Here is a 17,693-nt window from a genome sequence, read left to right on the forward strand (position 1 = left end):
GACAGGCTCCAGTTCAGGTTTTCAATGTCCTCAGCTGCATCAAAGCGACCTTGGCTCTTGCCCGCAAATCAGATTTACGAAAAACTAGGCTTAGAAAAACTGAGGCTTAGCTGATGCCCGTTGCCCCGCCCCGTCCCAAACAACTGCCGTTAACGGCCCTTCGCGCCTTTGAAACTGCGGCAAGGCTGGGGGGATTTTCTGCAGCGGCGCTGGAGTTGGGTGTTAGTCCTGGTGCGGTGTCTGCTCATGTCAAAACGCTCGAAGACAGCCTGCGAGCGCCTCTGTTCAACCGCAGCGCCAAAGGTGTGGAACTAACAGCTCTGGGTGCGCGCGTGTTACCCGAATTCACCTCGGCCTTTGACCAGATGGGTCATGCCATGCAGTTGTTACGTAGTGAAGCGGCGCCGCAGGTGGTGCACATCGCAGCGCTGCCAGCCGTTGCACAATTCTGGCTGTCACCACGGCTACCCGCCCTCCGCACAACAGCGCCCGATATCGAAATCTCAATCACAGCTCTTGAGACACCGCCAAACCTGAAACGCGCGCCTTATGACCTGTGCTTGTTCTATGATGCCGCACGGGGTGAAGACGTTGCCCAAGACGAGATTTTTCCGGTCTGCGCCCCGTTGCTTGCAGATAAACTGCACCACATCTCGGATCTGCAGGATGTTCCCTGCTTGTCAGACAGCACATGGTCAACGGACTGGGCCAACTGGCTAAGCGCCGCAGCCCCCGAAATCGACATCACACCACGTGGCCCCAGTTTCTCGCTCTACGCCCTGGCCGTAGAAGAGACGATCAATGGAGCGGGGGTGTTGATGGGACACAAAGCACTGCTAGAGCGACAGCTGAGTAACGGGCAATTGGTCGCCCCATTTGATTTCAAACTCCGCCTGCCCGGCAGCTTGCGACTTTGGAGCTTGCGGCCACATCGGCCCTCTAGCCCGGTTGGCCAAGTCGCGCATTGGCTGACATCCGCTGAGGAGGCAACCTCAGTCTGATCAGCCAATGCGTTAGTTTTAGATAGTCAGAGTTTTGGGGTCAGACCAAGAAACCACCATCATTGTCATCGCCAGCTTCTTCCACCAGGCGATCCATATCCGGCACCGTCACATGGCGCTTGCCTTCCAGTTGGATGACACCATCACGTTTGAGGGCTGACATCTGGCGACTGACCGTTTCCAGTGTCAGGCCAAGGTAATCTGCCATCGCCTCACGTGTGAGGGGCAGGTCAAATACCATTACATTACTGGCGCCCTCTGGTGTTAGCGAGGCATCGCGGCGCGCAATGATCAACAACAGGCTGGCAATTTTCTCGCGCGCTGTTTTGCGCCCCAGGACCACCATCCATTCGCGCGCGGCATCTAGCTCATCCAGCGTCATTTCCAGCAAACGATGCGCCACATGTGGCGTGCGGACCATCAGTTCTTCGAACGGCTTTTTGCGGAAACAGCACATCACCATATCTGTGGTCGCGACCACATTATAGGCGGAACCGTCGCGCCCAGGGCGGCCAACAAAATCGCTCGGCAGCAACAGGCCAACCATTTGGGTTCGACCGTCTTCCATGGTCTGAGTGAGGGTCGCGATCCCTGACACCACGGACCCAACAAAGCTCATCTCGTCGCCGGACCAGATGATTGTCTGGCCTGCTTCGTAGCTGCGATAATATTTAATCGCATCCAGCTCGATCAGCTCGTCGGCATCGCAACGGGCGCAAACAGCGCGATGGCGGATCGGGCAATCACCGCATTTTCCGATGGTTAGATTAGGGGTATTCATATGGGATCCCAATTGATCTGGGTCAAAGTTAGTCCTGTTAGACTTGGCATAGATTAGCCAGATGACACAGAAATCACAATTGGCCAAGCTCGGTTTATTCGATGCCAAAGTGCCGCGGTACACCAGCTACCCGACCTCGCCTCACTTCAGCAATGACGTTGATCCAAACGGGTTTTCCAGTTGGATTTCAAAGATCAAGCCGCACAGCTCGATCTCACTCTACATACATGTGCCTTTCTGTCGCAGGTTGTGCTGGTTCTGCGCCTGCCGCACGCAGGGCACGCAAAGTGATTCTCCGGTTCGCGCCTATCTTGAAGTTTTAAAGACCGAAATCGCGATGCTGGGCCGTGTTCTGCCCGAAGGTGTGACCCTGTCCCGATTGCATTGGGGCGGCGGAACTCCCACTCTGTTACAGCCGGACATGATGACCCAACTGGCTCAGGCCGTCGCTGACATCGCTCCATTTGCACCGGACGCCGAATTTTCGGTTGAGATTGATCCCAACGAGATCGACGAAGCACGACTGGATGCACTGGCTGCTGCGGGTATGAACCGCGCGTCGATTGGAGTTCAGGATTTCGATGACGAAATCCAGAAAACAATCGGCAGAATCCAAAGTTTCGATATCACCCGCGACGCAATTGATATGATCCGCGCACGAGGCATCACCAGTCTGAATGCCGACATCCTGTTTGGACTTCCGCATCAGACCCAGGAGCGCATGACCGAAAGTGTTCAAAAACTACTGTCGCTTAATCCTGACCGGGTTGCACTGTATGGTTATGCGCATGTCCCTTGGATGGCCAAACGCCAGCAGATGATCCCTTCTGAGGCACTGCCCACCCCTCAAGAACGACTGGACCTGTTTGAAACCGCCCGCAAACTGTTCTTGTGGGACAGCTATGCGGAAATCGGTATTGACCATTTCGCAACCCAAGCTGATGGCTTGACCACAGCCCAGAAATCAGGGGCATTAAAGCGTAACTTCCAAGGCTACACTGATGATCAGTCCGAAGTACTGATCGGTCTTGGGGCCTCATCCATTTCGCGTTTTCCGCAAGGCTATGCGCAAAATGCTCCGGCGACCTCGGTACATACCAAGGCCATCCGCGAAGGCGGCTTTTCTACGTCGCGCGGTCATATGTTCCATGGCGAGGACAAGCTGCGCGCCCGTCTGATCGAAGCGCTCATGTGTGACTTCCGGATCGATACGCAGGAAATCCTGTCCAATTTTGACATCACCCCAACGGCTCTGATCAAAATGTACAACGACGCGGCTGCAGCGTTTCCGGACATCCTGCGGATCCTGCCCGATGGGCTATTCATCCCTGAAAATGCCCGCCCGCTGACTCGGATGATCGCCCGCAGTTTTGACGGCTATGACCTTAGCAAAGCGGGGCATTCCTCAGCCATTTGACCCATCCCCGGCAACCAGCGCTAATATTCTTCGATGCAAATTGCTCGGAATTTTCGAAAATTCCTCAGCCATCTGACCTATCCCGCCGCCGCCAGCAATGTTCGGGTATACTCATGCTTAGGGTTGGCAAAGACCTCCTCGGCAGAACCACCTTCGACCAGATCACCTTGTTTCATCACCACAACCTGATGCGACATCGCACGCACAACATTCAGGTCGTGTGAGATGAACAGGTAAGCCAACCCATAGCGGCGTTGCAGGTCCCGCAACAGATCGACGATCTGCACTTGTACAGTCATATCCAGCGCCGATGTTGGTTCATCCAGAACCACCAGTCTGGGCCGCAGCACCATAGCGCGGGCAATGGCTATGCGCTGGCGCTGACCGCCCGAAAATTCATGTGGATAACGGTCCATCGCCACCGGGTCCAAGCCAACCTCTGTCATGATGTCCGCCACAAGATCACGCGGCTCTCGGTCAGGGTCGATCTTGTGGATCGCGATGCCCTCGGCAATGATTTGGGCACAGGTCATCCGAGGTGACAGTGATCCAAACGGATCCTGAAACACAATCTGCATATCCTTGCGCAACTGTCGCAGATCCTTAGTCGAGTACTTGCGCAGGTCATCACCGTGAAAGCTCACCCCACCTTCAGAGGCGATCAGCCGCATAATCGCCAGCGCCATTGTGGTCTTACCAGACCCGCTTTCGCCAACAATACCCAGAGTTTCCCCTGCACGAACCGAAATAGAAGACGGATTAACCGCCTTGACGTGACCAACCGTGCGCTTGAGAAACCCACGATGAATCGGGAACCACACCTTGAGATTATCCGTTTTGATCAGCTCTTGCGCATCTGATGGCACCGGCTCTGGGTGGCCAGCTGGTTCGGCGGCCAGCAGCATCTGCGTATAAGGGTGCTGCGGATTGCCAAAAATCTCGGAGGTGGGGCCAGCTTCCACAATCTCGCCGTCCTTCATCACACAGACCTTGTCGGCGATGCGGCGGACGATGTTCAAGTCATGGGTGATAAACAATAGCCCCATGCCCTCGCTGGCCTTCAGTTCACCCAGCAGATCAAGGATCTGCGCCTGGATGGTCACATCCAGCGCCGTGGTTGGTTCATCCGCGATTAGAATGTCGGGTTTATTGGCCAAAGCCAAAGCAATCATAACCCGCTGCCGTTGCCCGCCCGAGAGCTGGTGCGGATAGGCCCCCAGCCGGTCTTTGGCGTCACGGATCCCAACCTTGTTCAGCAGCTCCAGAATGCGTTCCTGCGCCGCTGCGCCCGCCAACCCCTGGTGCAGGGCAAGCGATTCCGCCAGTTGTTTTTCAATCGTGTGCAGCGGGTTCAGCGAGGTCATCGGCTCCTGGAAAATAAAGCTGATGTCATTGCCACGGACATCCATCAACAGTTCTGCATCCGCTCCGATCATTTCCTGACCGTCATAGAGAACCGATCCCTCAACTGATGCGCTCTCGCCCAACAGTGACACGGTGGACAGTGCGGTCACGGATTTTCCCGAGCCGCTTTCGCCAACAAGCGCAACCGTTTCACCCCGGTCAACTGTGAACGAAACACCTTTGACTGCCACTGAGGTTTTACCGTCCTGTTGGAAGGAAACCCGTAGGGTGTTCACTTGCAAAAGCGCGCTCATGAGAAGGTCTTTCTAGGATCAAATGCATCGCGAACGCCTTCGAAAATGAAGACCAGCAGTGACAACATGGTGGCAAAGGTAAAGAAGGCGGTGAATGCCAGCCAAGGCGCCTCGAGGTTTTGTTTTGCCTGCAGAGTCATCTCACCCAAAGAAGGTGCAGACGTTGGCAAACCAAATCCCAAGAAATCCAGTCCAGCCAGCGTACCAATCGTACCGGTAATGATGAACGGCATGAATGTCAGTGTTGCAACCATGGCATTGGGCAACATGTGGCGGAACATGATTGTCACGTTGTTCACCCCTAGTGCCTTGGCAGCACGTACATATTCAAGGTTACGGGCGCGCAAGAACTCGGCACGCACCACGCCCACAAGCCCCATCCACCCAAACAAGATCATCAGCCCGACAAGCAGCCAAAAACTGCGGCCAAGAATGGCAAACAAGATAATGATTACATAGAGTTGCGGCGTCCCCGACCAGACCTCGATGATCCGCTGAAAAACCAGATCCGTCCAGCCACCAAAATACCCCTGGACCGCGCCGGCAATGATGCCGATCACGCTGGAAATACTGGTGACGATCAGGGTGAAAACAATCGACAGCCGGAACCCATGGATCACCCGCGCCAAAACGTCTCGTTTGGTATCATCCGTACCTAGCCAGTTCTGCGAATTGGGTGGTAGTGGCGCCGCGCCAGGGCGGTCCACGGTCGTGCTGTAAGAATACCGGATCAGCGGCCACAGGGTCCAACCCTTTTCATATCCTTCGGCCTCATACTCTCCTGCCTGGATTTGTTCGATGATGCCCTCAGGATCATCAAAACAGTCCTCGACACCACCGGATTGGATCAGGCACTCGACCTCGGGGTCGCGATAGATCGCCTGGGTTTGGAAGTCCCCCCCAAAGGCGGTTTCTGGATAGAAATTGAACACAGGTGCGTAGATTTCACCGCGATAGCTAACCAGGATCGGCTTATTGTTGGCTATGAATTCTGCAAACAAGGACAGGCCAAACAATACAGAAAAGATGATCAATGACCAGAACGCGCGCCCATTACGGCGGAAGTTTCGCCAGCGGCGTTGGTTGAGTGGAGATATCGCCATCTGTTATCCCTCCCGCTTTTCAAAGTCGATGCGTGGATCGACCAGCACATACATCAAGTCCGAGATGATCCCCACTACCAGCCCTAGCAGGCCAAAGACAAACAACGTGCCAAAGATAACCGGGTAGTCACGGGCAACGGCGGCCTCGAATCCCAAACGCCCCAACCCATCAAGCGAAAAGATGGTTTCGATGATGATTGACCCGCCAAAGAACACACTGACAAAAACAGCCGGGAAACCGGCTATCACGATCAGCATCGCATTGCGGAACACGTGGCCATACAGCACTTTGTTTTCACTTAGCCCCTTGGCCCGCGCGGTGATTACATATTGCTTCTTGATCTCATCCAGGAACGAGTTTTTGGTCAGCAGGGTCAACGTTGCAAAGGCCGCTGTCGATGAAGCAGCCACCGGCAGCGCAATATGCCACGCGTAATCTACGATCTTGCCAAACGTACTCAGGCTTTCCCAATTGTCCGAGGTTAATCCGCGCAATGGGAAGATTTGCCAATACGACCCCCCCGCAAACAACACCAGCAACAAGATGGCGAACAAAAAGCCGGGTATCGAGTAGGCAGCAATAATTGCAGCACTGGTCCAGGTATCAAATCGGCTGCCATCATGGATTGCCTTCCGGATTCCCAACGGGATCGAAATCAAATAGGCTATGAGTGTTGACCACAGCCCAAGTGAAATGGACACGGGCATCTTCTCTAGTACAAGGTCCAACACACTGATCTTGCGGAAATAGCTCTCGCCAAAGTCAAAGCGTGCATAGTTCCCCAGCATCAGCAGGAACCGCTCTAGCGGCGGCTTATCCAAGCCATATAGCTCTTCAAGATCCTTGATCAGCTCAGGATCCAGGCCACGGGCTCCAATATACCCATCACTGCTGCTGTCATCCCGCATGGCTTCCACATCCGAGCCTCCACCGGCAAAACCTTCGAACACATCACCACCGCCTTGCATTTTGGCGATAGCCTGCTCGACAGGCCCCCCCGGAACAAATTGTACCAGCGCAAAGTTAATCACCAAGATCCCCAACAGGGTGGGTATCACCAGTAGCAAACGGCGGAGGATATAAGCAGCCATGACAAGTAGTTACCTTAATGCGCCTGAGGAGACCAACGCTGCGGCACGATCTTCGTCAATCCACCACAGATCATCAAAGCCAAGCGCGTAAGGCGGCAGATTCTCGGGGAAGGAATACATGTCCCAATAGGCCACCCAATATTTACCCAGATACCAGGTCGGGATCATAATCCGTTTTGACAACAAAACCCGATCCAATGCACGCACGTTGGCATGCAGTTCTTCGGTTGTTTTGGCTTCAACAATATTGTTGATCAGTGGTTCGATATCAGGGCCATGCACGCCTGTTGGATTGAAAAGCGAATATGACGCCGCTTCTTCCCCAAATTTCTGATACAAACCGGTCGAGGGCTGCAACGAGTTGCGGTATCCGGCCACCATCATGTCAAAATTGCGATCACGACGAAGCAACGTAAACTGGGCGTTGTCAATTCGGTTGTATTTGGCGTCAACGCCCATCACCACGAGATTGTCGACATAGGGTTGAATGATCCGGTCCAGAGTTGGCTGGTCAGACAGGAACTCAACTCTCAATGACTGCCCCTCGGCATTTCGACGAATGCCATCGTCCCCGACAGCCCAGCCCGCGGCATCCAGCAGCTTCATGGCTGTTCTCAAATTACGGCGGTCATTCTGCCGTTTAGGACTGGACTCATGCGCGCGTACAACTTCGCTGGTCAGGATTGCAGGATCCAAAGCATCGCCCAGTCCCTGCAGCACCTCCAACTCCCGTCCTTCGGGAACCCCTGTGGCTTGCAAGTCGCTCCCCTGCCAGAACGAGTGGCGCTGTTGGAACAATCCGTATTGCAGGCTCTCGTTAGTCCACTCAAAATTATAGGCTAGCTGCAGAGCCTGTCGCACCTGAACGTCCTGAAACTGCGGCCTGTCGAGATTGAAAACAAAGCCACTGGCCCCCGGCACGTCCCCATCAAAGAAGTCAGCCTTAACGACATTGCCTGCGTCAAGCGCTGGAAAATCATAGGCTGTGGCCCAGTTTTTTGAGTTGCCTTCCTGACGCAGAGTAAAAGCACCGGACTTGAACCCCTCCATCGCGGCAACGGAATCGGTGAAATATTCAATGCGGATGCTGTCATAGTTATGGCGACCAATGTTCACATTGATCTTGTCCCCCCAATAGTTCGGGTTGCGTTTGTAGACCACACGCCGGTTGATGTCATAGCTGTCCAACATATAAGGGCCTGATCCGATACCGGGATCCAGGCGTGGCTCGTCCAGTCGACGGTTCTCAGGATCCGCCTCGAACCAAGCCTTCGAATAGATCGGCGTGCCGCCAACCTGGCTAATCATCGCTCGTTTGGGAAAATCAGGGGAGAAATAGAACTTTACCCGGTACGGCCCCAGCGCTTCGGCCTTGGGGATACGTTTACGTACTGCATCCGCATAAGATTTCAGGCCCTGGTCCAGCAGAATATTGTGCGAAAACACAACATCATCAGCTGTAACAGGAGAGCCATCCGAAAATGTCGCCTCGGGGCGCATATTAAAAATCACCCAGTCTTGGCTTTCCGGATATTCAAGACTCTCTGCAACCAGCCCATAATAGGACGCTGCTTCGTCATACGATGGTGTCAGCAGAGATTCAAAATGCTCGGTTGACCGCGCAGCACCACGCCCTTTGCGCGTGTACGGGTTGAAACTGTCAAATGTCCCTTGCGTGCCATATGACAGCTCGCCACCACGTGGGGCATTTGGATTGACATAGTCGAAATGCGCAAACCCCTCTGCGTACTTTAAATCGCCAAATTCCGAAAACCCGTGGCTGATGATGATCTTTTCCTCAGCCTGCGCCAAAGCAGCGATACCAAGCGCCAACATCAGTCCCATTGCCAGCGCGTACAAAGCACGAAGCTTCACCGTTTGATCAATCACGCGAGCTCGTACGGCGCTGCGGGGTTTATTCATCTGCCAGTCCTCCCATTCCCAAATCATGTCGATCTGGTGTGTCTACGCCAAGCTAAAGCTCGGGGGTGGTAACATTCAAGTTGCGATTCCGTGTTTCTTTGCTTGCACATGCGGCATTCAGCAAATCAGCGCCGACCACCAGCAACATTGTTGTATCACATAGTGCGCCATGCCACTTTCGGCCACACATTGAATTTTGGAGAATGAACTATGTTTTTACGCAAATCTCTTTCTCGCAGCCTGACAATCACAACTGTATGCTCGATTGGATGGGTTGCCGCCTGCTCACAACAAGAAGAAGAGCCTGTCGCTTTGGCCAACCCTGCAGCCGTTTATTGCGAGGAAACAGGCGGCCAGCACGTCATTCGTGACGGCAAAGGCGGCCAGATTGGCATCTGCATTCTGCCTGATGGTAGTGAAGTGGTTGCTTGGGATTATTACAAGGCCAACGCCCCCGCATAATACACCCCGAAATAGAAAAGGCCGCTACACTAAGCAGCGGCCTTCAAATTCAAGAACGATTTTGAATTAATCGTCCAGGCTATCCAGATAAGCAATCAGGTTCACCCGGTCGCTCTGCTTCTTCAAGCCAGAAAAGCTCATCGAAGTGCCAGAGGCATAGTTCCGAGGGCTGGCCAGGAAGGCATCCAGCTCTTCTGCAGTCCAAGTGCCGTCAGACATTCCTGACAAGGCGCCCGAGTAGCCAAACCCATCAGCTGATGCGATTTGTCGGCCAACAACGCCATACAGGAACGGGCCGGTTGAATTGTTGCCGTCGTCCAGCTTGTGGCAGGCTTTGCACTTGTTGAAGACTTTGGCACCTTTGCCGATATCCGCAGCAGCCATCAACTCTCCAAAGTCAACTTCTACTACTTCTTCTGCATCACCTGCCTCTTCCAGTTCGATCACATAAGCAGCCTTACCGTGGCTATCCATGTGATAAATTACTTCTGCAGCCCATTTGCCCAAAAGTAAAACCAGGAGCGCGCCACAAAGAGCTGCGGTCGCTTTGGTTAGGGTCATCGTGTCAAACATGATCGCGAGTCCATTTCATCTATCTCGCAGGCTGTCTAAGGCTTCCCCTTCAAAGTGGCAAGGTATAGACACCCCCTTGAGTTGCTGAATTTGAGATCTTTTGCACGGAAGTCGCACCAATGACCGGTAAAATTGCCATCCAGGGGGAGCTGGGCTCCTATAGCCACGAGGCCTGCCGCAATGCACGGCCAGGAATGGAGGTACTTCCGTGCCGCACCTTTGAGGACGCTATTGAGGCCGTGCGCAGCGGCAATGCGTCACAGGCCATGTTGCCGGTTGAGAACTCAACCTACGGCCGGGTGGCTGATATCCACCGTCTTTTGCCCCACAGCGGGCTGCATATCGTGGATGAGGCCTTTGTGCGGGTTCACATCAACCTGCTAACTGTGCCGGGCGCCACATTGGACGACATCCAAGAAGCCCACTCGCATCTGGTGCTGTTGCCGCAATGTGCCGGCTTCTTGCAGGAACATAGCATTCGCGGTCGCGTCAGCCCCGACAACGCCCGCGCCGCCCGCGAGGTTGCCGAGCGCGGTGACAAGAACCACGCGGCCTTGGCCAGTGAATTGGCAGGTGAGATCTACGGCCTGGATGTCATGTCGCGACATATCGAAGACGAGGGCAACAACACCACCCGCTTTGTGATTATGTCCCCCGAGATCAACATGGCCCGCCGCGGTGCACATGGGATGATCACCAGCTTTGTGTTCCAGGTCCGAAACATCCCGGCGGCCCTTTACAAGGCGATGGGTGGCTTTGCGACCAATGGCGTCAACATGACCAAGCTGGAAAGCTATATGGTCGACGGTTCATTCACTGCAACTCAATTCTATGCTGATATTGACGGCCACCCCGACGACCCCAACGTGCAACTTGCGATGGATGAATTGGCCTATTTCACTACTAACATTGAAATTCTGGGGGTGTTTCCAGCCGATAACGGCAGATTCTAACGATAGCTGAATGTGTAGGGTGCGTGCTTGCACGCACCGCATAGGGCTTCTGCGTAGTGCTGCGTGCAAGCACGCACCCTATACTAAATCAAGCCGTATGGCTCAGTCGTTCTTCAGTTAGCTTTGCAAACTCGGCCACACGTAACTTATAGCGCTTGGTCAGTTTTGACTTGGCCAGTTTCAGCGACTGCACAAGCAACCGCCCTGACAGAGTGCGTGGTTTCAGCTCAAGCGTAGCCACCATTCGGGTGCGCTGCGGCGACAGCGCCAACAGCTCAACCTCCATACCACCTTCCATACCCCCGCCCTCGGCGGACAGGCGCAGTCTGGTTACAGGCTCATAGTCCGCCAAGACCAAGTGAATGTCACGCGTCCTCCCCCGAAACGTGAACTGCACATCCCAGGCCAATCCATTGTTGGGAGCTGCGACATCTCCCAAACGGTTCACCTCAACCCCCCGCCGGATTGCCGAGCGCTCAAAGCTTTCGAACTCACTGACAACCGCAAAAACCTCGGCAATTGGGGCTTCAATGTCTTCTTTGCTTACAAATTTCATATGTTCCCCGCTTCGATCTTGTCGGCCTGTATTTTGATTATGCGCTATTACTCTCTTCAATCCAGTGTATCTGCAAGCCAGTTTTGCAACAAGAAATGTGCAATTGAACCTTTTCTGGATGGCTTGATACTTGGATGCTCGCCAGAAAACACTGTCATCATATCGGCCCGGCTAACCCAGAGCGCATCCTCAATTTCAGTTTCATCAATGGTCAGTTCTCGCCCCAGTGCTACCCCCGCACAGCCAAACATAAGTGACATCGGGAAGGGCCAGGGCTGGCTGGATAGATAGGACACTTCGCCAACCCGCACTCCGGCCTCTTCAAACACTTCTCGGCGCACCGCGGCCTCCAGCGTTTCACCTGGCTCAACAAAACCGGCCAGCAGAGAGTACATCCCTTCGGGCCACCCCGGCGAGCGGCCCATCAAAACGGACTCACCATGGGTGATCAGCATGATCACCACCGGATCGGTGCGCGGGAAGTGAGACGTGTTGCAGGCACCACAAGTTCGCTGCCAGCCTGCCTGCACCATATCGCTTGGCGCGCCACAGCGCGCACAGAACATGTGACTCTTGTGCCAAGACATCACTGCGTTGGCCGTAGCGGCAAGTTCGGCTTCCAGCGGGGATAGAAAAGCCATCATCCGGCGCAACTCAGTAAACACGTCCCCCACAGGCAGGTCCGGATGTTGCTGTTCACTGGAATCGTTAAAGCTGGCCAGCATCGTTTGGTCCAACGCATCCGGCTGCCAATCGCTGATATCACAGGCGAATTGTGGCGCTCCATCCGGCATCAGCCCCAAGAAGATAGCCTGACCTTTCCGCGCCTCTGCCAGCTTATGGGCTGTTTTGATCATCGCCAGTTCATCTGGTGACGGCCCGTTGCCGCTACAGCGTGCCAGAGGTTTCCCTTGCCATACCAACAGAACCGATGCCCGAGGATCGGCCCATGCAGCAGCTAAAGCACTGCCGTTGTTGCGGATATGCGCGGCGCGATCCAGCCCACCGCCGCCAAAAGTCACTTGCTCTGCTCGCTTCAACTTGATCCCTCACCCATCTGCCCCAAATCCAACACAAGGGGGCGTTTACCGGTCATAAATCACCGAAATCGTGCATTTTTTACGCAACTGTAATCGTCACACCTTGCACGCTGGCCTACGGACTGCCACACATAAAGTTCAATGTCCAAGCCACTCACGGGATCAGACGATCCGGCAGCAGGATGCTGACAGTTTATTTTAACGTGTATGTAAATGCGACTAGGCAGTCTCGCTGATCGCTGGTTTCTACAGGTACATGAATGCCGCCAAGAACTGACGGTACAAATAGCACAGGCGTCAAGCGCATCGAACACCGCACTTTGACAGAACAGGGCAACTCAGTGCCGCAACAGCGGGCCACCTTACGGGTGTTGGCCTCGACTGATTTGCACATGAATCTGCTTGGATATGACTACTACGCTGACAAAACAAACCCGCGCGTTGGCCTGTCGCGCACCGCAACGCTTATTGAAAAAGCGCGCAAGGAAGCCGTTGAACTGGGCGCTGCCACACTGTTGGTCGATAATGGAGATGGTCTACAAGGCACCCCACTGGGTGACTTACCCAACATCACTGATGTTCACCCTTTGATGCGCGCATTTCAGGTCTTGAAGTATGACGCTGTTGGCCTTGGCAACCATGACTTCAACTACGGGCTCGAGACGCTGGCCCGTATACTAAGCCAAGCCCCCTGCCCCGTGATCTGCTCAAATATGTCTGCCGTAGATCCCGAAGCCCCCCTTCCCTTTGTCTCCTCTTCCATCTTGGAACGTCAGCTTCCGGGTGCAACAAGCGCACCACCTCTCAAGATCGGCTTATTGTCGGTACTGCCCGAGCAGACCTTGCAATGGGACGCTCACCTCCTAGCAGGCCGGGTGAAAATCGCTGATATGGTAGAGACGGCCCGTGATACTAGCGCTGCCTTGCGCGCGCAGGGGTGTGATGTGGTCATCGCCCTCGCTCACTCTGGCGTCAGTCAAAAGGCAGACGGATCGGACACAGAAAACGTCTTACGCCAACTGGCCGAGCTGCAGGACATTGACGCGTTAGTCGGTGGCCATACTCATTTACATTTACCCGACCCCAGTGTTCCATTTTCCAAACCTGTGGTGATGCCCGGTGCATTGGGTTCTCATCTAGGCGTGATTGATCTTCAACTTCGTCATGACGGTGATGGCTGGAAGGTTGAAAACTGGGACTGTGGCTTGCGCCCGATCGCCAGCCGCAATCAGGATGGACAACTTGCCTCTCAGATTGCTGAGAATGCCCCCCTTGTGTCTGCTCTGACCCGAGACCACCAGGCCACCCTGACTTGGATGCAGCAACCCGTTGGCCATAGCTCCCAATCTTTGCACTCCTTTTTCACCTTTTTTGCACCGGACCGGGCGTTAGCACTTGTCGCCTGCGCACAGGCCGCAGCTTTACGCCCTCGTCTACGAGGCGGTCCAGCCGAGGGACTGCCCCTGCTTTCATCAGTATCTCCCTGCAAATTCGGCGCTCGGGCTGGGCCAAATTCTTATACGGACGTCCCTGCCGGAACCTTATACCGGCGCCACGTTGCCGACCTGCATGTCTTTCCCAATCGCCTTAGCGCTGCCATCCTGTCGGGCGCACAGGTTTTGGAATGGCTGGAAATGTCAGCAAGCCTCTTCAACCAAGTGACGCTTGGTACACGTGACACTGTTTTGGTCGATTCTGACCGTGCCGGGCATAACTTTGATGTCCTGCATGGACTCGAATATGAAATTGACCTGTCCCGCCCGGCCCGGTTCGATGGTGCGGGCCACTTGGTAAATAGATCAGCACATCGCATATGCAACGCGCATTGGAACGGTCTACCCTTGTCACCTGACCAAAAATTCGTTGTGGCTCTTAACAGCCACCGCGCTGGAGGAGGTGGAAATTTTGCAGCGATTCAACAGGCTGAACACCTGCCATTGCCCAAGCAACCCATCCAGCAAGTGATTTATGATTACCTAAACGGCACGCATTCTATCGACCCAATGTCAGCAGCCCCGCCCCCATGGCGCTTTACCAAACATCCGGGAACCGACGTTGTTGTCTTTACTGGCCCAGCGGCCCGGCCTCACTTACATGAACTCGACCATTTGGACTTGCCTCCGCCTCAAATCACCGCTGAAGGTTTCTTAAAGCTTCGGATTCCGTTGTGACCCGACATCAAGCACCGCTTGTCTTTCGTTTAACAGGCCCCTATATCGGGATTCGAGAGGTTGGCGCGGGCAAGCGCCTCGCCAACCTGGTCAGATCCGGAAGGAAGCAGCCACAACGAGCCCCGCTTGGGTCGATGTCCAGCCTCTCACTTACACCCTCGGGTGCCGTTGATTGATCGGCAACCGAGCTTGCAGAAACCGGAGCCACGCTCCAGAAGCCTGACGGAGGATTTTATGATTGTAGCAAAGACCCTTCGGGCAGCGCGTTTCTGATCTGGCTATCAGCCAAAACCCCTGCCTGAACTTCCCCCGTTGTAGTGCGCCTACGCCACTGCACTGGTCTTTCTATGTTCAAATACAGGCAGAGCCATGACGCTTAGCTATACTGACCTTGGTTGGTCTTCCTTTTTTCAATCTCAACAGGACGCAGACAGCGACCTGACCGCCTATCGCATTTCAGCGGTTCACCGCGACAAACTGACTGGCTTATCCCCAGATGGTGAAATCCAACTGCTTCCCGATCGCCTGACCGGCGAGTTTGCGGTTGGCGACTGGGTGCTGGCGAACACCGCAAACCAAGTTTGCGAACGGCTGGAACGACACACAGAACTAAGCCGCCGTGCCGCCGGCACGGACGCCCGCGTGCAACTGATAGCCGCCAATGTGGATGTGCTGTTCATCACCACATCCTGCAACGCCGATTTCAACCTTGCCCGGCTAGAGCGCTATCTCGCACTGGCGCATCAATCGGGTTGCTACCCGGTGGTGGTTTTGACCAAGGCTGATGTTGGAGAAGACGCTGCGGATTATCGTGCCAAGGCTGAATCCCTTGCACCTGCACTCTCGGTTTTGACCTTGAATGCCAAAGATCCCGAAGATCTCAAACAACTGCTCGACTGGGTTAAACCCGGCCAAACCGCTGCCTTGGTGGGGTCATCTGGTGTTGGCAAAACAACCCTGACCAACGGGCTAACCGGCAGTGCCGATGCGGTGCGCGACATCCGCGAGGATGACGCCAAGGGTCGACACACCACCACAGCGCGCTACTTGCGGCGCATGGTGCATGGCGGTTGGCTGATCGACACTCCGGGCATGCGCGCCTTGCGGATTAAAGACGCTGATGAAGGTGTTGAAGAGGTCTTCTCGGATCTGTTTGAGCTCGCCCAGGGCTGCCGTTTCAGTGATTGTGCGCACAGCGGTGAACCTGGTTGTGCGGTCACCTCTGCAGTAAAATCCGGAGAGTTGGAGCAGGCCCGCCTTGATCGCTGGAAAAAGCTGCACCACGACGAGGAACGCAATTCCGAAACCTTGATGCAGTCCCGCCGCCGCGACAAGGGCTTCGGAAAAATGGTCAAATCCATGAAACGCGCCCACAAAGGACGCAAAGGGTACTAACCCTAATACAAGGTGCGCCCCTTAGGGCGCGCCTTGTTCTGGCACCAGTGTTGGCCACAGTACTGAATTGCGTCGCGCAAACATCCCAAGATGCCCAACCTTGTCCAATCCAAAGTCCTTGGGGTTCAGCTCGGTTCGGGTTTGCTCCACGTCCCCGTACACATCCCCCAACCGCCAGACACAGTCCGGCGGGATCAGATCATCATCACTCAGCGCAAACAAATCCACCGGAACGTCCCAGCTCTGCCAATCTGGCAGCGGCAAATTGGTACCAATTTCGGGCAGATAGCTACCTGGGGTGGTGCACCACTTGCGCCATTGCCAATACACACTGGCAGGCAGGTCCTCACCCAGTCTCAGCGCCTTGGCGGGTAGATATCCCATCATTTTCACGGCCAGCGGCACCGGCCCAAACCAAAAGCTAAGCGCCAAGGCACGATAGGGCCATGGGTGGTCATTGTGATGAACAAGCCCACCGGCAATGACAATCATACGTGAGATGTCCTCGATCCCGTCCTGCAATGGCATCAACATCGCACCCAGAGAATGCCCAATCACCCATATCGGAGCCTGCGGGTAGTGACGCCGCATCTCGTCCCGCGCCGCTGGCTGCTCTACCATTGCCCAACGCGCCATGGTGGCATCTGACCGCCGCAAAGGGCGCTGAGCCGAGGCTCCGAAATCGCTGTAATCGTAAGTCAGGCAGGCCATGCCCCGTTCCGCAGCCAACCAACGAGCAAAGTGGCGATAGAATCGCTGCGGCACACCTGTAGCCCCATTCAGAACCACAGCCGCCGTGGGAACACCCTTTGGCCGATACAGTGTTCCGGCCAGTTGGGCATTGCCTGCAGCAAACTTAACCGCGTCAATTTTGACCTGTTCGTCCGGGTCAAAAGTTTCAAAATCCAGCACGTCAATCCTCCTAGACCATTTGGTCTACTCGCATCTCTGGACCAATTGGTCTAGGTGTGTCAAGCTGCCAAAATGAATGTTGCCTCAACCCCTCAACCCGCCACCAAGCCGCGCCCAACCAAGGAACGCCTTGTGCGCGCCGCATCCCTATTGTTCAGCAACAAGGGCTATCACGGGGTTGGCCTGGCCGAGATCTTAGCAGAAGCCGACGCCCCCAAAGGATCGCTCTATCACCACTTTCCCAACGGAAAGTCAGACTTGGCAATGGCCTCTGCCACCTGGTCGTCGGACCAGATTTTGCAGCTTATTGCCGCCTGTTTCGAACCTTCCGCCACCTTTGCCGCTGGGGCAGAAATACTGTGCCATAAGCTGGCAGATATATTTGATTCTGCTGGGAAGTGGTGCGGATGCCCAATTTCATCGACGCTGTTTGAAGGCCCCGATAACGAACAATTCCAAGACCACGCAGCTCATTTGTTCGAAGGCTGGATTACAGAAGTGGAATACCACGCACAGCGACTAGGCTACACCAAGGACGAAGCACAAGCCACGGCACAACATTTCTACATACTGCTCCAAGGCGGATGGCAGTTGGCTCGTGTACGTCGCGACTCGGATGTACTGCGCGCCCTTCCTGCACGACTTTAAGGCGAGTT

16 protein-coding genes and 1 other RNA gene are annotated in these 17,693 nt (G+C 54.9%); 8 read left to right on the top strand and 9 right to left on the bottom strand.

Features of this window, described 5'->3' with window-relative positions; all coding sequences use genetic code 11:
- The first annotated feature begins 113 nt into the window (after window positions 1-113).
- Entirely contained in the window at window positions 114-1,001 is an 888-nt protein-coding gene (locus AC2T28_RS01640) for a LysR family transcriptional regulator (RefSeq protein ID WP_486747201.1), read from the top strand.
- Between the two features lie 40 nt (window positions 1,002-1,041).
- On the opposite strand, the gene fnrL is transcribed toward AC2T28_RS01640, so the two are convergent.
- On the bottom strand, window positions 1,042-1,782 hold the full coding sequence (gene fnrL / locus AC2T28_RS01645) for a transcriptional regulator FnrL (RefSeq protein WP_486747202.1): 741 nt from the start codon (window positions 1,780-1,782) through the stop codon (window positions 1,042-1,044).
- A 61-nt stretch (window positions 1,783-1,843) separates the two neighbouring features.
- Here fnrL and hemN point away from each other — a divergent pair, with 61 nt between their 5' ends.
- Window positions 1,844-3,199, top strand: a complete 1,356-nt coding sequence (gene hemN, locus AC2T28_RS01650; RefSeq protein WP_486747203.1) for an oxygen-independent coproporphyrinogen III oxidase — start codon at window positions 1,844-1,846, stop codon at window positions 3,197-3,199.
- 77 nt (window positions 3,200-3,276) lie between these two features.
- Here hemN and AC2T28_RS01655 read toward each other — a convergent pair whose 3' ends face one another.
- The 4 genes from AC2T28_RS01655 to AC2T28_RS01670 are packed head-to-tail and all read right to left on the bottom strand — an operon-like array spanning window position 3,277 to window position 8,975.
- Entirely contained in the window at window positions 3,277-4,857 is a 1,581-nt protein-coding gene (locus tag AC2T28_RS01655; protein ID WP_486747204.1) for an ABC transporter ATP-binding protein, read from the bottom strand.
- Entirely contained in the window at window positions 4,854-5,960 is a 1,107-nt protein-coding gene (locus tag AC2T28_RS01660) for an ABC transporter permease (protein WP_486747205.1), read from the bottom strand. Before AC2T28_RS01660 ends, AC2T28_RS01655 begins: the two co-directional genes overlap by 4 nt.
- 3 nt (window positions 5,961-5,963) lie before the next feature.
- A complete protein-coding gene (locus AC2T28_RS01665) occupies window positions 5,964-7,052 on the bottom strand; it encodes a microcin C ABC transporter permease YejB (RefSeq protein WP_486747206.1) in 1,089 nt (362 codons plus the stop codon).
- 9 nt (window positions 7,053-7,061) lie between these two features.
- Window positions 7,062-8,975 (bottom strand): extracellular solute-binding protein, encoded by a 1,914-nt coding sequence (locus AC2T28_RS01670; protein WP_486747207.1) that lies wholly within the window; start codon window positions 8,973-8,975, stop codon window positions 7,062-7,064.
- A gap of 210 nt (window positions 8,976-9,185) precedes the next feature.
- On the opposite strand from AC2T28_RS01670, the gene AC2T28_RS01675 reads away from it, so the two are divergent.
- The gene (locus AC2T28_RS01675) at window positions 9,186-9,437 is read left to right on the top strand and encodes a putative hemolysin (protein ID WP_486747208.1); all 252 of its coding nucleotides are present in this window, start codon (window positions 9,186-9,188) and stop codon (window positions 9,435-9,437) included.
- A gap of 66 nt (window positions 9,438-9,503) precedes the next feature.
- On the opposite strand, the gene AC2T28_RS01680 is transcribed toward AC2T28_RS01675, so the two are convergent.
- A complete protein-coding gene (locus AC2T28_RS01680) occupies window positions 9,504-10,010 on the bottom strand; it encodes a c-type cytochrome (RefSeq protein ID WP_486747209.1) in 507 nt (168 codons plus the stop codon).
- 119 nt (window positions 10,011-10,129) lie between these two features.
- Between AC2T28_RS01680 and AC2T28_RS01685 the strand changes: the two genes are divergently transcribed.
- Window positions 10,130-10,963, top strand: a complete 834-nt coding sequence (locus tag AC2T28_RS01685; protein ID WP_486747210.1) for a prephenate dehydratase — start codon at window positions 10,130-10,132, stop codon at window positions 10,961-10,963.
- 88 nt (window positions 10,964-11,051) lie between these two features.
- Here the strand turns inward: AC2T28_RS01685 and AC2T28_RS01690 are convergent, their stop codons facing one another.
- Both AC2T28_RS01690 and nudC read right to left on the bottom strand, forming a co-directional pair.
- The gene (locus tag AC2T28_RS01690) at window positions 11,052-11,519 is read right to left on the bottom strand and encodes an SRPBCC family protein (RefSeq protein WP_486747211.1); all 468 of its coding nucleotides are present in this window, start codon (window positions 11,517-11,519) and stop codon (window positions 11,052-11,054) included.
- 56 nt (window positions 11,520-11,575) lie between these two features.
- Window positions 11,576-12,559 (bottom strand): NAD(+) diphosphatase, encoded by a 984-nt coding sequence (gene nudC, locus AC2T28_RS01695; protein ID WP_486747212.1) that lies wholly within the window; start codon window positions 12,557-12,559, stop codon window positions 11,576-11,578.
- 260 nt (window positions 12,560-12,819) lie between these two features.
- Between nudC and AC2T28_RS01700 the strand changes: the two genes are divergently transcribed.
- The 3 genes from AC2T28_RS01700 to rsgA all read left to right on the top strand — a co-directional run bounded on the left by AC2T28_RS01700 (window position 12,820) and on the right by rsgA (window position 16,125).
- Window positions 12,820-14,730: a 5'-nucleotidase C-terminal domain-containing protein gene (locus AC2T28_RS01700; RefSeq protein WP_486747213.1), complete on the top strand. Its 1,911-nt coding sequence runs from the start codon at window positions 12,820-12,822 to the stop codon at window positions 14,728-14,730.
- A 53-nt stretch (window positions 14,731-14,783) separates the two neighbouring features.
- Window positions 14,784-14,882: signal recognition particle sRNA small type (gene ffs / locus AC2T28_RS01705), an RNA gene on the top strand.
- Window positions 14,883-15,099: 217 nt separating this feature from the next.
- Window positions 15,100-16,125, top strand: a complete 1,026-nt coding sequence (rsgA, locus tag AC2T28_RS01710) for a ribosome small subunit-dependent GTPase A (protein ID WP_486747214.1) — start codon at window positions 15,100-15,102, stop codon at window positions 16,123-16,125.
- 21 nt (window positions 16,126-16,146) lie between these two features.
- Here rsgA and AC2T28_RS01715 read toward each other — a convergent pair whose 3' ends face one another.
- The gene (locus AC2T28_RS01715; RefSeq protein ID WP_486747215.1) at window positions 16,147-17,037 is read right to left on the bottom strand and encodes an alpha/beta hydrolase family protein; all 891 of its coding nucleotides are present in this window, start codon (window positions 17,035-17,037) and stop codon (window positions 16,147-16,149) included.
- Between the two features lie 72 nt (window positions 17,038-17,109).
- On the opposite strand from AC2T28_RS01715, the gene AC2T28_RS01720 reads away from it, so the two are divergent.
- A complete protein-coding gene (locus tag AC2T28_RS01720; RefSeq protein ID WP_486747216.1) occupies window positions 17,110-17,685 on the top strand; it encodes a TetR/AcrR family transcriptional regulator in 576 nt (191 codons plus the stop codon).
- Window positions 17,686-17,693: the final 8 nt, after the last annotated feature.

Source organism: Parasedimentitalea nitratireducens (assembly GCF_057444295.1).

Bases quoted from the DNA above. Each gene is read 5' to 3' on its own strand.
- hemN (WP_486747203.1), top strand. From the start codon at position 1,844: ATGACACAGAAATCACAATTGGCCAAGCTCGGTTTATTCGATGCCAAA.
- AC2T28_RS01640 (WP_486747201.1), top strand. From the start codon at position 114: ATGCCCGTTGCCCCGCCCCGTCCCAAACAACTGCCGTTAACGGCCCTT.
- AC2T28_RS01670 (WP_486747207.1), bottom strand. From the start codon at position 8,975: ATGAATAAACCCCGCAGCGCCGTACGAGCTCGCGTGATTGATCAAACG.
- AC2T28_RS01700 (WP_486747213.1), top strand. From the start codon at position 12,820: ATGCCGCCAAGAACTGACGGTACAAATAGCACAGGCGTCAAGCGCATC.
- AC2T28_RS01665 (WP_486747206.1), bottom strand. From the start codon at position 7,052: ATGGCTGCTTATATCCTCCGCCGTTTGCTACTGGTGATACCCACCCTG.
- fnrL (WP_486747202.1), bottom strand. From the start codon at position 1,782: ATGAATACCCCTAATCTAACCATCGGAAAATGCGGTGATTGCCCGATC.
- AC2T28_RS01660 (WP_486747205.1), bottom strand. From the start codon at position 5,960: ATGGCGATATCTCCACTCAACCAACGCCGCTGGCGAAACTTCCGCCGT.
- rsgA (WP_486747214.1), top strand. From the start codon at position 15,100: ATGACGCTTAGCTATACTGACCTTGGTTGGTCTTCCTTTTTTCAATCT.
- AC2T28_RS01720 (WP_486747216.1), top strand. From the start codon at position 17,110: ATGAATGTTGCCTCAACCCCTCAACCCGCCACCAAGCCGCGCCCAACC.
- AC2T28_RS01655 (WP_486747204.1), bottom strand. From the start codon at position 4,857: ATGAGCGCGCTTTTGCAAGTGAACACCCTACGGGTTTCCTTCCAACAG.
- AC2T28_RS01680 (WP_486747209.1), bottom strand. From the start codon at position 10,010: ATGTTTGACACGATGACCCTAACCAAAGCGACCGCAGCTCTTTGTGGC.
- AC2T28_RS01675 (WP_486747208.1), top strand. From the start codon at position 9,186: ATGTTTTTACGCAAATCTCTTTCTCGCAGCCTGACAATCACAACTGTA.
- AC2T28_RS01690 (WP_486747211.1), bottom strand. From the start codon at position 11,519: ATGAAATTTGTAAGCAAAGAAGACATTGAAGCCCCAATTGCCGAGGTT.
- AC2T28_RS01685 (WP_486747210.1), top strand. From the start codon at position 10,130: ATGACCGGTAAAATTGCCATCCAGGGGGAGCTGGGCTCCTATAGCCAC.